This window comes from Rhodococcus sp. K11/5, assembly GCF_055193735.1.
On the sequence record NZ_CM143721.1, the window covers coordinates 3,530,950 to 3,545,399 of the forward strand.

At 68.8% G+C, this 14,450-nt stretch carries 14 protein-coding genes; 4 read left to right on the forward strand and 10 right to left on the reverse strand.

Features of this window, described 5'->3' with window-relative positions; translation table 11 throughout:
- Nucleotides 1–20: 20 nt before the first annotated feature.
- The 5 genes from ACY466_RS16645 to ACY466_RS16665 form a co-directional block, all read right to left on the reverse strand.
- Complete coding sequence (locus tag ACY466_RS16645) at nucleotides 21–1,280, reverse strand: ABC transporter permease (RefSeq protein ID WP_463246702.1); 1,260 nt, start codon at nucleotides 1,278–1,280, stop codon at nucleotides 21–23.
- Nucleotides 1,277–2,497 (reverse strand): ABC transporter permease, encoded by a 1,221-nt coding sequence (locus tag ACY466_RS16650; protein ID WP_463246704.1) that lies wholly within the window; start codon nucleotides 2,495–2,497, stop codon nucleotides 1,277–1,279. The genes ACY466_RS16645 and ACY466_RS16650 overlap by 4 nt, the downstream gene beginning before the upstream one ends.
- Entirely contained in the window at nucleotides 2,494–4,044 is a 1,551-nt protein-coding gene (locus ACY466_RS16655; RefSeq protein ID WP_463246706.1) for an ABC transporter ATP-binding protein, read from the reverse strand. The genes ACY466_RS16650 and ACY466_RS16655 overlap by 4 nt, the downstream gene beginning before the upstream one ends.
- A 16-nt stretch (nucleotides 4,045–4,060) precedes the next feature.
- A complete protein-coding gene (locus tag ACY466_RS16660; protein WP_463246708.1) occupies nucleotides 4,061–5,149 on the reverse strand; it encodes a BMP family lipoprotein in 1,089 nt (362 codons plus the stop codon).
- Nucleotides 5,150–5,347: 198 nt separating this feature from the next.
- Nucleotides 5,348–5,548 (reverse strand): cold-shock protein, encoded by a 201-nt coding sequence (locus ACY466_RS16665; RefSeq protein WP_027504730.1) that lies wholly within the window; start codon nucleotides 5,546–5,548, stop codon nucleotides 5,348–5,350.
- Nucleotides 5,549–5,821: 273 nt separating this feature from the next.
- On the opposite strand from ACY466_RS16665, the gene thiM reads away from it, so the two are divergent.
- Genes thiM through ACY466_RS16680 form a run of 3 tightly spaced genes read left to right on the forward strand, consistent with a single transcriptional unit; the run spans nucleotide 5,822 to nucleotide 8,783 of the window.
- A complete protein-coding gene (gene thiM, locus ACY466_RS16670; RefSeq protein ID WP_463246710.1) occupies nucleotides 5,822–6,685 on the forward strand; it encodes a hydroxyethylthiazole kinase in 864 nt (287 codons plus the stop codon).
- Nucleotides 6,682–7,914, forward strand: a complete 1,233-nt coding sequence (glsA, locus tag ACY466_RS16675) for a glutaminase A (RefSeq protein ID WP_463246712.1) — start codon at nucleotides 6,682–6,684, stop codon at nucleotides 7,912–7,914. Before thiM ends, glsA begins: the two co-directional genes overlap by 4 nt.
- Nucleotides 7,911–8,783, forward strand: a complete 873-nt coding sequence (locus tag ACY466_RS16680) for an alpha/beta hydrolase family protein (protein ID WP_463246714.1) — start codon at nucleotides 7,911–7,913, stop codon at nucleotides 8,781–8,783. The genes glsA and ACY466_RS16680 overlap by 4 nt, the downstream gene beginning before the upstream one ends.
- Nucleotides 8,784–8,796: 13 nt before the next feature.
- Here ACY466_RS16680 and ACY466_RS16685 read toward each other — a convergent pair whose 3' ends face one another.
- From ACY466_RS16685 to ACY466_RS16695, 3 genes are read right to left on the reverse strand one after another with little or no spacing between them, the layout of a single operon-like run.
- Nucleotides 8,797–9,684 (reverse strand): pseudouridine synthase, encoded by an 888-nt coding sequence (locus tag ACY466_RS16685; RefSeq protein ID WP_463246716.1) that lies wholly within the window; start codon nucleotides 9,682–9,684, stop codon nucleotides 8,797–8,799.
- Complete coding sequence (gene trhO, locus ACY466_RS16690) at nucleotides 9,681–10,523, reverse strand: oxygen-dependent tRNA uridine(34) hydroxylase TrhO (RefSeq protein WP_463246718.1); 843 nt, start codon at nucleotides 10,521–10,523, stop codon at nucleotides 9,681–9,683. Before trhO ends, ACY466_RS16685 begins: the two co-directional genes overlap by 4 nt.
- A gap of 38 nt (nucleotides 10,524–10,561) precedes the next feature.
- Nucleotides 10,562–12,211, reverse strand: a complete 1,650-nt coding sequence (locus ACY466_RS16695) for an alkaline phosphatase D family protein (protein WP_463246720.1) — start codon at nucleotides 12,209–12,211, stop codon at nucleotides 10,562–10,564.
- Nucleotides 12,212–12,291: 80 nt separating this feature from the next.
- Between ACY466_RS16695 and ACY466_RS16700 the strand changes: the two genes are divergently transcribed.
- On the forward strand, nucleotides 12,292–13,317 hold the full coding sequence (locus ACY466_RS16700) for an NADPH:quinone reductase (protein ID WP_463246722.1): 1,026 nt from the start codon (nucleotides 12,292–12,294) through the stop codon (nucleotides 13,315–13,317).
- Nucleotides 13,318–13,355: 38 nt separating this feature from the next.
- Here the strand turns inward: ACY466_RS16700 and ACY466_RS16705 are convergent, their stop codons facing one another.
- Together ACY466_RS16705 and ACY466_RS16710 are read right to left on the reverse strand one after the other, a co-directional pair.
- Nucleotides 13,356–13,835 (reverse strand): phosphoribosyltransferase, encoded by a 480-nt coding sequence (locus ACY466_RS16705; protein ID WP_463246724.1) that lies wholly within the window; start codon nucleotides 13,833–13,835, stop codon nucleotides 13,356–13,358.
- 53 nt (nucleotides 13,836–13,888) lie between these two features.
- Nucleotides 13,889–14,416: a hypothetical protein gene (locus ACY466_RS16710; RefSeq protein ID WP_463246726.1), complete on the reverse strand. Its 528-nt coding sequence runs from the start codon at nucleotides 14,414–14,416 to the stop codon at nucleotides 13,889–13,891.
- Nucleotides 14,417–14,450 lie beyond the last annotated feature (34 nt).

The window sequence follows — 14,450 nt, forward strand, 5'->3', positions numbered from 1 at the left end:
CGGCGCCCGGTGATCCGTGTCTAGTTCTCGTAGGGTTTGCCCGCCGCGGCCGGTCCGCGGACCTTCCCGACGAGACCGGCGACCGCGAGGATCGTCACCACGTACGGCAGCATCAGCATGAACTCGCTGGGCACCGGCGACCCGATGATGCCCAGTACGTTCTGCAGGTTCGACGCGAAACCGAACAGCAGTGCCGCGAGCGTCGCCCGCACCGGGTCCCACCGACCGAAGATCACCGCGGCCAGCGCGATGTAGCCGGCGCCCGCCGTCATCTCCTGACCGAACGCCCCGACCGAGCCGAGCGTGAAGTACGAACCGCCGACCCCGGCGATGGCGCCGGCGAGGCACACGTTCCAGAACTGCACGCGGCGGACGTCGATTCCGACGGAATCGGCAGCACGCGGGTGCTCGCCGACCGCGCGGAGCCGCAGGCCCCAGCGGGTCTTGAACAGGGCGAAGAAGACGGCGCCCACGGCGACGAACATCGTGTATTCGATCACCGTCTGGCGGAACAGCACCGGTCCCAGGATGGGGATCTCCGAGAGCAGCGGAATCGCGATGCGCGGGAAGCGCGGCGGTGTGTTCAGGGTCGCGGTGTTGGGTACCAGCACCTGCGAGTACAAGAAACTGGTGAGACCGACGACGAGCACGTTGAGCACGACGCCGACGATCACCTGATTGACCCGGTAGCGAATCGAGAACACCGCGAGCACACTGCCGACCAGGGCCCCGGCGAACAGCGCCGACAGCAGGCCGACGATGGCCGATCCGGTGATCGTGGCGACGAGTGCGCTGACGAAGGCGCCGCCCAGAAGTTGGCCTTCGATCGCGATGTTGATGACGCCGGACCGCTCGGACAGCACGCCACCCAACGCGCCGAAGATGAGCGGGGTGCTCAGGGCGACCGTCCCGAGCAGCAGGCCCGGAACGGGGATGGTCTCCCCCACGGCCGACCAGGTCAGGAACAGCACCACGAACGCGACCGCGAACACGGAGACCGCCCACACCGGGGTGCGCCGACCGGAGGTTGCCCGCACGGCCGAGAACGCCGCCAGACCGACCAGCAGAGCGGCCAGGACGATGCAGGTGGCGCGCGCCGGTAGCGAGATGTCCGGCAGCTGCACGAGGTCGGTGTCCGTGGACAGCGAGAACGTACTGGTACCGCTCTCCCCGCGGATCCCGAAGACGAGGAGCGCGATCAGCGCGAAGACGCCCAGGGTGACGGGCACCTTCCACGTCGAGGACGTGGAGTTGGGTGTGGAGACGGCCAGCGTGCTCATCGCGACACCTCTGCCTTGGGTACGGGCGCGGGTAATCGGAAGACCGCGCGCACCAGCGGCGGCGCCGCGATGAAGAGCACGATCACCGACTGCACGACGAGCACGATGTCGATCGGGATCGATTCCGCGGCCTGCATGGCGAAGCCGCCGGCCTTGAACGCACCGAACAGGATTCCGGCCGAGAAAACACCCCACGGTCGCGAACGACCCAGCAGCGCCACCGTGATGGCGTCGAACCCGATACCGGCGTCGATGTCGGACCCGAAGCCGGTGGTGACCGTGCCGAGTACCTGGATGACTCCGGCGAGGCCCACGAGGGCGCCGGCGATGACCATCGCGTAGATGTACACGCGCTCGACCTTGATGCCCGCGACGCGCGCCGCGCTCGGGTTCTCCCCGACGACGCGGAACCGGAAGCCGATCGAGGAGCGCTCGAGCAGCCACCACACGAAGGCGGTCACCACGATGACCACGAGGAAGCCGGCGTGCAGCGAGTAGCGCGAGCCGAGCAGGTCCGGGAACACCGCGGTGCTCGCCATCGCGGGAGTCTGCGGGTTGTTCGAGCCGGGCGCCTGCAGCGCACCGGGGGTTCGCAGCAGGTACGAGATGAGGTAGAAGGCAACGTAGTTGAGCATGATCGTGACGATCACCTCGTGCGCGCCGGTCCGGGCCCGCAGCACGCCGGCGATCCCGCCCCACAACGCGCCGCCGAGGACGCCGGCCAGAACGGCGACGATCAGGTGCACCACGGGAGGCATGTCGAACGTGAACGCGACATAGCCGGCGCACGCGGACGCGATGAGCATCTGGCCGCGGCCGCCGATGTTGAACATGCCGACGCGGAAGGCCAGGGCCACGCCGAGTCCGGCGGCGATCAACGGCGTCGCGAACGTCAGGGTCTCGGTCAGCGGCCGGATGCCGTCGGCGAAGCTCGGTCGCCGGAAGTTGTAGACGCTGCCCTGGAACAGAGCGGAGTACGCACCGGAAACGGAGTCCCAGATCGCGGTCAGCATGTCCGTGGGGCGGGAGAAGAAGTAGCCGGCGGTGGACTGGACGTCGGAGTCGGTCGCGGCGATGAGAACGGCGCCGACCAGGAGGGCCAGGACCACGGACAGCACGGAGATGACGACGCTGCCGCTCGCCATCGACCGCAGCGCGGTGGTCCAGCGGGAATCCTCCGCCGCGGGTGCGGGCGGAGCGGGGCGGGTATCGGTCACGCGCCGGTCCCGCTGCTCGACTCGGTGCTCGACTCGCTGTTCGCGTGGCGTCCGCCGGCCATCAACAACCCCAACTCCTCACGGGTGGCGTCGCCCGGCACGATGCCGACGATCCTTCCCCGGTACATCACGGCGATGCGATCCGCGAGCGCGGACACCTCGTCGAGTTCGCTCGAGATCACGATCACCGGGATGCCCGCGTCGCGGGTCTCGACGATGCGCTTGTGGACGAATTCGATGGACCCGACGTCGATTCCGCGCGTGGGCTGCGCCGCGACGAGCAGTCGCAACTCCCGGCCGAGCTCACGAGCCAACACCACCTTCTGCTGGTTGCCGCCGGACAGCCGACCCACGGGGGTGTCGACGGACGGCGTACGGATGTCGAACTCGGTGACCTTGTCGCGGGCGAAGGCGCGGAGCACCGTGCGCGCGATGCTGCCCCGCGCGGAGAACGGCGCGCCGTGCGAACGGTCGAGCATGAGGTTCTCGGCGACGGTGAACTGTGCGGCGAGGCCGTCGTCCGTCCGGTCCTCGGGCACGAACCCGACGCCGGCGTCCAGAACCGCACGCACGTCGCGACCGATCAGCGACGTCCCGTCGAGTTCGATGGTCCCCGTCACCCCGGCGTGCAGACCGAGCAACGCTTCCGCGAGTTCGGTCTGGCCGTTGCCCTGCACACCCGCGACTGCCAGGATCTCGCCGCCGCGCACCTCGAACTCGACGTCGTCCACGACGGGCACCCCGGAGGCGCCCGGAACGGTCAGGTTCTTCACGACCAGTCCCGAATCGTGGAGGTGCGGTTCACCCTTCGCGACGCGCAGCTGGACGTCGCGCCCCACCATGAGCGACGCGAGTTCGCCGTCCGACGCCGTGGGTTCGGCGTGACCGACCACCGCGCCGAGCCGGACGACCGTGATGCGATCCGCCACCGCGCGCACCTCGCGGAGCTTGTGGGTGATGAACACGATGGCGGTACCGGCGTCGGCGAGCTGACGCATGATGACCATGAGCTCGTCCGTCTCCGACGGAGTGAGCACGGCCGTCGGCTCGTCGAACACCAGGATGCGCGCCTCGCGGCTGAGTGCCTTGACGATCTCCACCCGCTGCTGGACCCCGACGGGAAGATCCCCGACCACCGCGTCGGGATCGAGCTCGAAACCGAAGCGGGCGGACACCTCTCGGACCAGGGCCCGCGCCGCGTCCAGGTCGAGCCGACCGCCGAAGGACGTCTTCTCGTTGCCGAGAACGATGTTCTCCGCGACGGTGAAGACCGGGATGAGCATGAAGTGCTGATGCACCATGCCGATCCCGGCCGTCATGGCCGCGCCGGGACCGGCGAAGGTCACCGGTTCACCGTCGAGAAGGATCTGTCCCTCGTCGGCCCGGTAGAGCCCACTGAGGACGTTCATCAGCGTCGACTTGCCGGCGCCGTTCTCGCCCAGCAGACAGTGGATCTCACCGGAATCGACGGTCAGGTCGATGTGGTCGTTGGCCACCAGGGAACCGAAACGCTTGGTGATTCCCCGGAGTTCGAGCGTGGGCGCCATAGGTCGATTCGACCGATCAGTTCGGCGACGACGGCGAGATCACCGTGATGGAACCGTCGACGATGCCGGCCCGGATCTCGTCGAGCTCACCCTGCAGTTCCGGATCGACCTGCGACTCGTAGTCGTGGAACGGGGCGATGCCGACGCCGTCGTTCTCCAGCGTGCCGACGTACGGGGAGTTGTCGAACGCGCCGTCACCGGCGGCCATCACGACCTCCTCGACGGACGTGCTCAGGCCCTTGGTCACCGAGGTGAGCATCAGGTCCGAGACGGTGGGATCGGACTCGAAGACGTCCGCGTCGGCGCCGATGAGCGCGATGGGGCGGTTGGAGTCGCGGATGGCCTGGGCGGCACTCTGATAGATCGGACCGCCGACCGGGAAGATGACGTCCGCGTTCTGGTCGATCAGGCCCTGGGCGGTGTTCTTCGCGACCTCGTTGGCCTCGAAACCACCGGTGAACGAACCGTTCTGGGAATCGACGTCCCAGCCGATGACCCGCACCTCTTCGTTCTTCTGCTCGTTGAAGTAGTTCACGCCGTCCACGAAGCCGTCCATGAAGATGGTGACGGTGGGGAACTGCGAACCACCGAACGTGCCGACGGTGCCGGTCTCGCTGAAGCTCGCGGCCGCGTAGCCGGCGAGGAACGCGGACTGCGCTGCGTCATACGTGAGCGGCTTGACGTTGTCCGCCTCGATCGTCGCGTCGTCGATGATCGCGTAGTTCACGTCCGGGTTCTGCTCCGCGGCCGCCTGCGTGGCGTCGGCGAGCGCGAACCCGACGGTGACGATGAGGTTGCACGCCTGATCGGCGAGGTTGGACAGGTTGGGGCCGTAGTCCGTCGGTGAGTTGGACTGCACCGTGATGGGCTCGACACCGAGCTCCTCCGACGCGGCGGTGAGGCCCTCGAAGCCGAGCTGGTTGAAGGACCGATCGTCGAAGCCGCCGGAGTCCGAGATCATGCAGGGCTTGAAGTCGCCCGCCGCGGAGCTGCCACCGGTGCCTGACCCGTCGTCCTCCGGGGCTGCGCCGCACGCGGCGAGGAGAGCGAGACTGCTGGCGGCGGCAACGGTGGTGAGTACTGACTTGGACAGGGTGTTCGGCACAGGTGTGCTCCGTTTCGCTCGTGGCTGTGAGGGAACATTAACCCGAGCGGCCGACGTCTGCTTCGCGTCCACCCCCTGTCACCCCGTCACCGACACCATCGTCCGCACACGCAAACGACGTAGGGCCGCACACCTTGCGGTGTACGGCCCTACGTCGAAGACTTTTCGATGCCTACGGCATCAAGCTTTGGGTGGAGATCAGATAGCGCGAACGCCGCTGGCCTGCGGTCCCTTGGCGCCCGAGGTGACCTCGAACTCGACACGCTGGTTCTCTTCGAGGCTCTTGAAGCCGGTGCCCTGGATCTCGGAGAAGTGGACGAAAACGTCCGGTCCGTCTTCCTGAGCGATGAAGCCGAAGCCCTTTTCAGCGTTGAACCACTTGACGGTGCCCTGAGTCATGATGTTACTCCCTTATGCAGCTGACGTCTCGGGCATCACACCGTGTGAAACCCGGGTCGGCACTGAACGCGACGAACTCCGAGTCTCCTCAGAACGTTCACGCTCGCAACTACAAGTTCCCAGCGAGCGTGCATGAAACACGAACACACAAAAACTACGACCTGTCAGCACTGGGAAGGTTACCGCACCCACGGGGCTGTCCGCTACCGCCCCGCCCCTCGCGTCCCCGGACCGGCCGCAGTGCGCACCCGCGCCGTGGGGTACACCGAACAGATGACCTCCACTCGACCCCCGTCCGGCACCGTCCGTGATCCGTCCGCGTGGGTCGCCCCCGTCGCCGACGCACTCGTCGCCATGCGCGCGAAAGCACCCCTGGTGCACGCGCTCACCAACTACGTCACCGCCGGTTTCACCGCGAACGTTCTGCTCGCCGCCGGGGCGAGTGCCGCGATGGTCGACAACGTGGACGAGGCCGCCCTGTTCGCGTCGGTCGCGGACGCCGTGCTGATCAATCTCGGTACGCCGCAACCACATCTGCGCGAGTCCTACGTCGCGGCGGCGCGCGCCGCGGCGCAGAACGGAACGCCCTGGGTCCTCGATCCGATCGGCGCCGGCGGCCTCCCGTGGCGCGGGGAGGTCGCGGTGGAACTGCTCGAGCACCGTCCCGCGGCGATCCGCGGCAACGCCTCGGAAATCATCGGACTGCGGGGCTTGTCCGGTCTCGCCGGTGTCGACGGCGGCGGCCGGGGCGTGGACAGTTCGGACGATCCCGCCGATGCCGTCGACTCCGCGGTCGCCCTTCTCTCCCGCGCGGACGTGGTGTCCGCGTCGGGTGCGATCGATCACGTCGTCTCCGAGACCGGCACCGCACGCGTCGTCGGGGGCAGTGTTCTGCTGACCAAGGTCACCGGGACCGGGTGCTCGCTGGGCGCTCTCGTCGCGGCGTACTGCGGGGCCGTCCCCGATCGCGCCACGGCCGTCCTCGCCGCGCACACGCACGCCACCGTCGCCGCCGACATAGCCGCGGAATCGGCCACGGCCCCCGGCAGTTTCGCGGTCGCCTACCTCGACGCACTGCATTCCGTCACCGAGGACGACATCGCCGCCCGCGCCACCATCGAGTGGAGCCCCCGATGAGATCACCGATCCTGGACTACCTGAACGAGGTTCTCGACGATTGCCGCTCCCTGGACGGCGGGGAGGTCTCGCCCGCCAACAGTGTGCTGACCGAATCGGATCCGGATGTCCTGTCCGTCGCGATGGTCACCGTGGACGGCACCGTCTACGCCGCCGGGGACGTCGACGTCGAGTTCTCCATCCAGTCGATCTCCAAGGCCCTCGGATACGGGCTCGCGCTGATGGACCGGGGCCTCGAGACCGTGAAGAGCAAGATCGACGTCGAACCGTCGGGCGATGCGTTCAACGAGATCTCGCTGGAGGCCGACACCGGCCGTCCCCGCAACGCGATGATCAATGCCGGTGCGCTGACCGCGCATTCGCTGATCGACGGGAAGGACGCCGACGAACGGTTTCGGCGCGTCCGCGATCTGCACGCGGCGTTCGTCGGGCACGACCTGACGATGAACGAGGCGGTCTACGACGCGGAACTGGCCGCGAGCCACCGCAACCGGGCCATCGCCCACATGCTCGCGTCCGTCGAAGTGCTCGACTGCGAACCGGCCGAGGTGGTGGAGGGCTACTCGCGACAGTGCTCCATCGACGTCACGTCCACCGACCTCGCGCATCTGGCGGCGACCCTCGCCAACGGCGGCGTTCACCCCGAGAGCCAGGACCGCGTGGCCCCCGTGGGCGTCGTGCGGCAGGTGTTGTCCACGATGACCACGTGCGGGATGTACGACGGCACCGGCGATTGGATTGCCACCGTGGGCATTCCGGCCAAGAGCGGGATCTCGGGAGCCATCATCGGCGTCCTTCCCGGCCAACTCGGACTGGCCGTCCACTCCCCCCGCCTGAACGAACACGGCAACAGCGTGCGCGGCATCGAGATCTTCGAACGCCTCTCCCGCGACATGGAACTGCACATGATGGACATCGCGCCGTCGGGGCGGTCGGTGATCCGGTCGACCCACACCGACGACGACGCCTCGACGTACGAACTGCAGGGCGACATCCGGTTCGCCGGCGCCGAGACCGTCGTCGGCCGGCTGCGGGACGACGAACTCGCCGCCGACGTGACGCTCGACCTCGGCGCGGTGCGCGGCATGGACAGCGCCGGACGCCGACTGCTCGTCGAGATCGTGGAGTGCATGCTGGACGACGATCACCGCGTGTCGATCAACGACCCCCACGATCTGGTGACCGAGGGCTTGGACGAGCGGGTGTCCGTCACCCGCGACGAACGATGAGAGCGATCAGCCGGCGCGCCTTCGGCGCGGTGGCGGCCGCGAGTCTGCTGACCGGGATGTCCGTCGCCCGGGCAACCACCGACGCCCCCACCCGCATCCGATACGGGCCGAGCCCCGACCACGTCGGGGATCTGTACCTCCCCGCCGACGGCTCCGAACTTCCGGTGGTCGTCATGATCCACGGCGGCGGTTGGCTCCAGAAGTACGCCCTGGACGGGACGCGTGGGCTCGCGGAAGCACTGGTGCCCAGCGGAATCGCGGTGTGGAACATCGAGTATCGACGGGTCGGCGGATCCGGCGGCTGGCCGATGACGCTCGCCGACGTCGTCCACGCGACCGACGCGCTGGGCGGCGCAGTTCAGACCCGCTCCGGCGGCAGACTCGATCTCGACCGCGTGCACGTCGCCGGCCACTCCGCCGGCGGTCACCTCGCGGCGTGGCTCGCCGGGCGGCCCACCATGGGACCGTACGCACCGGGTCCGGAACCCGTGGTCAGACTTCGGGGCGTGACGACCATGGCCGGTGTCTTCGACCCCGCCACAGCGGTGACGGTGGGCGGTGATCGCTACCTGCCAGGTCTTCTCGGAGGCACACCCGCACAGGTACCCGAGCGCTACCGTCTGGCCGCCCCCATCGAGCAACTCCCGATCGGTGTGCCCGTCACCGCTTTCCACGGCGACATGGACCGTACGGTCTCCGTGCGCCAGAGCATCGACTACGTCGCGGCCGCGACCCGACTCGGCGACCCGGCGACGCTGCGGGTGCTGTCCGGTGAGGATCACCTCTCGATAGGCGATCCGACGTCGACCGCGTGGAACACCGTGCGCGAACACATCGTTCGGTCTGCGCACCGCCCACCCTCGTCGTGATCGCGCGGTTCCGTCAGAGGTGGAGTCGGACCGGGCTGACGAAGCGCCGCTCCACCCCGGACAGTGGATCGACGAACTCGAGGGACGCGGCGAGGAGTTGCAGCGGCGTCGAGAAATCGTCGGCCGGGGTGCTGGTGTAGACCGGGTAATAGGGGTCACCGTGAATCGGAATCCCCAACGACGCCAGGTGGATACGCAGTTGATGCGTTTTTCCCGTGACCGGGTGCAGCCGGTACAACCCCCGCGTTCCCGACGCGTCGACGAGCTCGATGTGGGTCTCGCTGTTCGGCTCCCCCGGCTCTTCGCGGGCCGTCATCACCCCGTGCTCCTTGACGATGCGGCTGCGCACCACCCGCGGGAAGGTCAGCGCCGCATCGACGTCGGCGATCGCGAGGTACTCCTTGCGCACCGCCCGGGTGGCGAACAGCTCCTGGTACGGCCGCCGGAGCCGCTGCCCCCGGGTGAACAGCAGGACACCGGCCGTGGACCTGTCCAAGCGGTGCGCGGGGGTGACGGTGGGATCGCCGAACTGGCGCCGCAGCCGAACCGTCGCGGTCTCGGTGACGTGGCGCCCCCGCGGAATGGTCGCGAGGAAGTGCGGCTTGTGGACCACGATCAGATCGTCGTCCGCGTACAGGATCTCGAGGTCGAAGGGCACCGGGATCTCGGGCGCCGGGGTGCGGTGAAAGATCACGAACCGCCCTGCGGCATAGGCGGACTCGGGATGCCAGGGCCGACCCTTCTCGTCGACCACGGTCCCGGTGGTGATCATCTCGGCCCAACGATCGCCCGGATGGTTCTGCTCGAGGTACTCCACGAGCGTCCCGTCCCGCCTCGGGTGCGGGAGGCGAATGCGCAACGGCGCCAGTCCGTCTCGGAACGGGAGCGGGGGCTCGGTCACGGCGCGCACGTTCGGCACAGGAGTTTCAGGCCGCGTCCGTCCTCGCCGTCCGCATCGACGTAGCGCGACGTCGGGTACCCGCATCCCGCGCAGGTGCCGATCACGGCGGTGTGATCGGAGAAGTCGACGCTCTGCCGCTGATCGAAGACGTAAAGCGAGCCCTCCCACAAACCGTCGTCTCCGTACTTCTCCCCGTACCGCACGATGCCGCCGTCGAGCTGGTAGACCTCACCGAAGCCGCGCGCTCGCATGAGGGACGAGAGGACCTCGCACCGCACTCCCCCGGTGCAGTAGGTGACCACGGGGCTGTTCTTGAGGTGATCGAACACGCCCGAGTCGAGCTGCTCGACGAACTCCCGCGTGTTGTCGACCTCCGGAACCACCGCGCCGCGGAAGCGCCCGATCGCCGCCTCGAACCGATTGCGGCCGTCGAAGAAGACCACGTCGTCGCGTCGGGACACCAGGTCGTGGACCTCGTCCGGGGAGAGCGGCACCCCGCCGCCGACCACGCCCTGCTCGTCCACCACCACCTCGTCGGGCACGCCGAAGGTGACGATTTCCGGACGCACCCGCACGCTCAACTTGGGAAAGTCCTGTCCCTGCCCGTCGGACCACTTGATGTCGGCGTCGGCGAAGGGTCCGTACTCGCGGGTGCCGCGGACGTACTTCTTGACCGCGCGCACGTCGCCGCCCACGGTGGCGTTGATGCCGTGCTCGGAGACGACGATGCGGCCGGTCAGGCCGTTCGACGCCGCGAGGGTGTGCTGCCACAGCCGAATCGCCTCGGGGTCCGAGAGCGGGGTGAACACGTAGAACAGCACGATCTTCGGCGTCGACACCGGCACATTCTAGGTGCCGGCGCGTCGGCCGATCACCCTCAGCTCAGGGGCGCTGCCGGGGTCACCCGCTGCGTTCCGTCCTCGACGCGGTACGCGACCCCGAAGTACGTCGCCGACGCCGGATCCTCCTTCGCCGTGAGGTACCAGTGGTCCATCTGCGCACCCGTCGTGGACACCTCGAAGACCCCGAAGCCGTGAGTGTCGAGGTCGACGTACTTCACGTGGTGGTTGAGGCCCTGGAACGCGGACTCGGCGACGCGGCCCACGGTGTGCTCGGGCACCCGGAGGAAATCGTCGATGTTCGCCGACGAGACCGAGGTGACCACCAACTCCGTCGCGACGGTGCCGGCGGCGGGATAGTTCGCCGCGTCGACGGGGATGTCGCACGCCCAGGACGAGTGGATGTCGCCGGTGATGAACACGGTGTTGGTGGTGCCGTTGTCCTTCAGGGAGTTCAGCAAACGCGCGCGGTCGGCGGTGTAGCCGTCCCACGGGTCGGCGTTGTACGACACGCCCGCTGCAGGCAGACCGAGAAGCTCGGTGACTCCCCGCGTCGTCTCCGGGTCGAGCGGCGGGATCAGCGTGGGCGTGATCATCACCGGGTTGCCGACGATGCGCCACTGCGTGGGCGAGTTGTTCAGCGACTCCGTCAGCCACGCCATCTGCGCCGCGCCGGTGATGGTGCGATCCGGGGAATCGACGGCGGCGCCCTGGAACGGGAGTACCTGCTGCGTGCGGTAGGTGCGCAGATCGAGCATCGACAGCTCCATCAGATTGCCGAACCGCAGGCGGCGGTAGAGGTGACGGTTGTTCGCCGTTCCCGCGGCACGGACCGGCATCCACTCGTAGTACGCCTGGACGGAGACGGCCTTGCGCGTCGCCCAGTCCCCCTCGGTGTCCGGCTGGTGGTTCTCGGCGCCGGTGTCGTACGCGTCGTTGGCGGACTCGTGGTCGTCCCACGTGCAGATCCACGGCACGCCGCGGTGCGCCGCCTGCAGATCCGGATCGGTCTTGTACTGCGCGTGACGGATTCGGTAGTCGGCGAGGCTCACGATCTCGTGCACGGGATCGTGTACGCGCACCACACCGTTCTTGCCGGTGAAGCCGCCCGTCTCGTACTCGTAGATGTAGTCGCCGAGGTGGATGATCGCGTCGAGGTCCGGCCGGGCGGCGAGGTGGCGGTACGCGGAGAAGTAGCCCGACTCCCAGTTGGAGCAGGACACGACGCCGAATCGCAGCCGCTGCACGTCGGCGTCGGCGGCCGGGGCGGTGCGCGTGGTGCCCACCGGAGACGACTGTCCCGCGGCGGTGAACCGATAGAAGTAGGTGGTGGCGGGTGCGAGACCGTCGGCGTCGATCTTGACCGTGTGGTCCTGCGCGCTCGACGCCGTGACGGTGCCGCTGCGCACGACGTCCGTGAGCGCGGCGTCGCGCGCGACGGTCCAGGTGACGGGAGTATCGGGACCGACCCCGGAACCGGGGAGTGCGTCGGGCGCGGGGGTGACGCGGGTCCACAGGATCACCGCGTCGGGCAGGGGGTCTCCGGAGGCCACGCCGTGCCGGAACACCGCCGACGGATCTGCGCTCGCGTGGCCGGGCAGGGAGGCCGCGACGGACACTCCCGCGACGATGGTGGTGGTGCGGAGGAAGCCGCGCCTGGTGAAGGTCCCGTGGGGTGTCTCGTGCACTCGCTCAGTTCATTGCACGCGGGCCCCTCGGTCAAGTGAACACGGAACATCGGGACCGGGTGCCCGCGTTGCACCCCTCCATGAAGGCAATCGTCTACACCGAGACCGGCACTCCCTCCGTCCTGACCGCGGTCGAGCGCGAACCCACCGAGCCCGCCGCGGGCGAGGTCCGAGTGCGCATCGTCGTCGCGGGCGTCAATCCCACCGACTGGAAGTCGCGCACCGGCGGCGGACCCGGCGAGAAGCCGCCGTTCGACGAGGTGGTTCCCGGGCAGGACGGCGCGGGCGTGGTCGACGCGGTCGGACCCGAGGTCGCGGGCATCGGCGTGGGCGACCGCGTGTGGTTGATGCTCGCTCAGCACCAGCGGCCCACCGGTACGGCGCAGGAGTTCACCACCGTCCCCGCCGACCGCGTGGCCGTGCTTCCGGAGAACGCCGACTTCGACCTGGGTGCATCCCTCGGCGTCCCGGCCGTGACCGCCCATCGCGCGCTCACGGTCGCCGAGGACGGACCCAGCCGGTTGCACCCCGGTGCGCTGACCGGGAAGACCGTGCTGGTGGCCGGCGGCGCCGGGGCCGTGGGGCACGCGGCGATCCAGCTCGCGGCGTGGTCGGGCGCGACCGTGATCACCACCGTCAGCAGCGAAGAGAAGGGGGCGCTGGCCACCGCGGCCGGTGCGCATCACGTGGTGAACTACCGCACCGAGAACGCGGCCGAGCGCATCCGATCGATCGCGTCGGACGGAGTCGATCTGATCGTCGAGGTCGCGCCGGCGCAGAACGCCGAGCTCGATGTCGCCGTGGCCGCACCGCGCGCGTCCGTCGCCATCTACGCCAACAACGGCGGTGACACCATGAGCATCGACGTCCGGCCCAGCATGGTCGGCAACATCCGCTACCAGTTCGTGTTGCTCTACACCGTGGGCACGGATGCACTCGAGGCAGCGAAGGCCGACGTGAACGCGGCGGTGGCCGCCGGTGCGCTGCCCGTGGGCGAGGCGGCCGGGTTGCGGTTGATCCGCTACTCCCTCGACGACACGGCCGATGCGCACGCCGCCGTCGAGTCCGGGGTCACCGGGAAGGTGCTCATCGACATCGGTTCCTGAGGTGCCGATGCTCGAGCAGCTATCGCGTGAGCTGCCGGTCAGGCGTCGCGGACGCCGCCGGTGAGCGCGGGGCGGGCCGACCACGGAAAGTTGATCCAGCGGTCGGTCTCCCGCCACGAGTAATCGGGCGTCACGATGGTGGTGGGCTTGGTGTAGATGACGGCGGACCGGACTTCGGAGGCGTGCTGCCCGAGTAGGTCGACGACGAGGGCGAGGGTGCGTCCGGAGTCCGCGACGTCGTCCACCACGAGCACCTTCTTGCCGACGATGGCGTCGGTGTCGAGCATCGGGGCGAGCACGACCGGATCCGGAAGGGTCTCCTCCACGTCGGTGTAGAACTCGACGTTGAGGGTTCCCGCCGCCTTCACACCCATGGCGTAGGACAGCGCGCCGGCCGGCATGAGACCACCGCGCGCGACCGCGATCACGATGTCCGGGGCGAAGCCGCCGTCCACCACCGTCGTCGCCAACTCACGCATGGCCGTGTCGAACAGGTCCCAGGTGAGAATCTCGCGCATGGGCGCTGACGCTACCGCTGCTCGCGATCACCCGCAGGGCGAGAAATCGCTGATCAGGGCATCTCGATGGTTTCCGCGCGCTGGATCTCGTCGACCGCGGCGCGCACGGACGCGATCTCGTCGCTGTCGGCGAGCGCGCACAGCGCGGCGATCGCGAGAAACCCGTGCCGAACGAGAGCGGCGCGCGGTGGACGTACCGGCTCGGGGACGTCGTCCGGGTCCTGGCTGTCGGTGGCCGCCGGTGCCGAATCCATGCCGAGTGCACCGAGCAGCACCGTGACCAGTACCGAGAGATCGAGCTCCGGAAGCCAGCCGCCGTGCGCGACGACGGCGGTCTGCACCACGGTGCGGAGATCGTCCCCCGTGACCTCGGCGGGATAGGTCTGCTCGAGCAGGTCCCGCACCACCGCTGCGTGGACGATGTCGACCCTGGACTGGGGAACGTCGAGGGCCATACCGACCGCCTCGTCCACCGCATCGGGGTCCTGGTCGACGAGGGCGTTGACGCCTCGGACCGTGGCATCGGCGATGGTCGTCGCCTCGGCGGGCCAGGAGTCCGGCCAACGGGGGGATCTGCTCATGACCGGCACTGTGGCACAGGGGTGCGACAGTTGT

What these genes read in the sequence shown, in the direction of transcription:
- ACY466_RS16705 (WP_463246724.1), bottom strand. Translation starts at nt 13,835, where the DNA reads ATGCGCGAGATTCTCACCTGGGACCTGTTCGACACGGCCATGCGTGAG.
- ACY466_RS16680 (WP_463246714.1), top strand. Translation starts at nt 7,911, where the DNA reads ATGAGAGCGATCAGCCGGCGCGCCTTCGGCGCGGTGGCGGCCGCGAGT.
- ACY466_RS16645 (WP_463246702.1), bottom strand. Translation starts at nt 1,280, where the DNA reads ATGAGCACGCTGGCCGTCTCCACACCCAACTCCACGTCCTCGACGTGG.
- ACY466_RS16700 (WP_463246722.1), top strand. Translation starts at nt 12,292, where the DNA reads ATGAAGGCAATCGTCTACACCGAGACCGGCACTCCCTCCGTCCTGACC.
- ACY466_RS16655 (WP_463246706.1), bottom strand. Translation starts at nt 4,044, where the DNA reads ATGGCGCCCACGCTCGAACTCCGGGGAATCACCAAGCGTTTCGGTTCC.
- thiM (WP_463246710.1), top strand. Translation starts at nt 5,822, where the DNA reads ATGACCTCCACTCGACCCCCGTCCGGCACCGTCCGTGATCCGTCCGCG.
- glsA (WP_463246712.1), top strand. Translation starts at nt 6,682, where the DNA reads ATGAGATCACCGATCCTGGACTACCTGAACGAGGTTCTCGACGATTGC.
- ACY466_RS16665 (WP_027504730.1), bottom strand. Translation starts at nt 5,548, where the DNA reads ATGACTCAGGGCACCGTCAAGTGGTTCAACGCTGAAAAGGGCTTCGGC.
- ACY466_RS16710 (WP_463246726.1), bottom strand. Translation starts at nt 14,416, where the DNA reads ATGAGCAGATCCCCCCGTTGGCCGGACTCCTGGCCCGCCGAGGCGACG.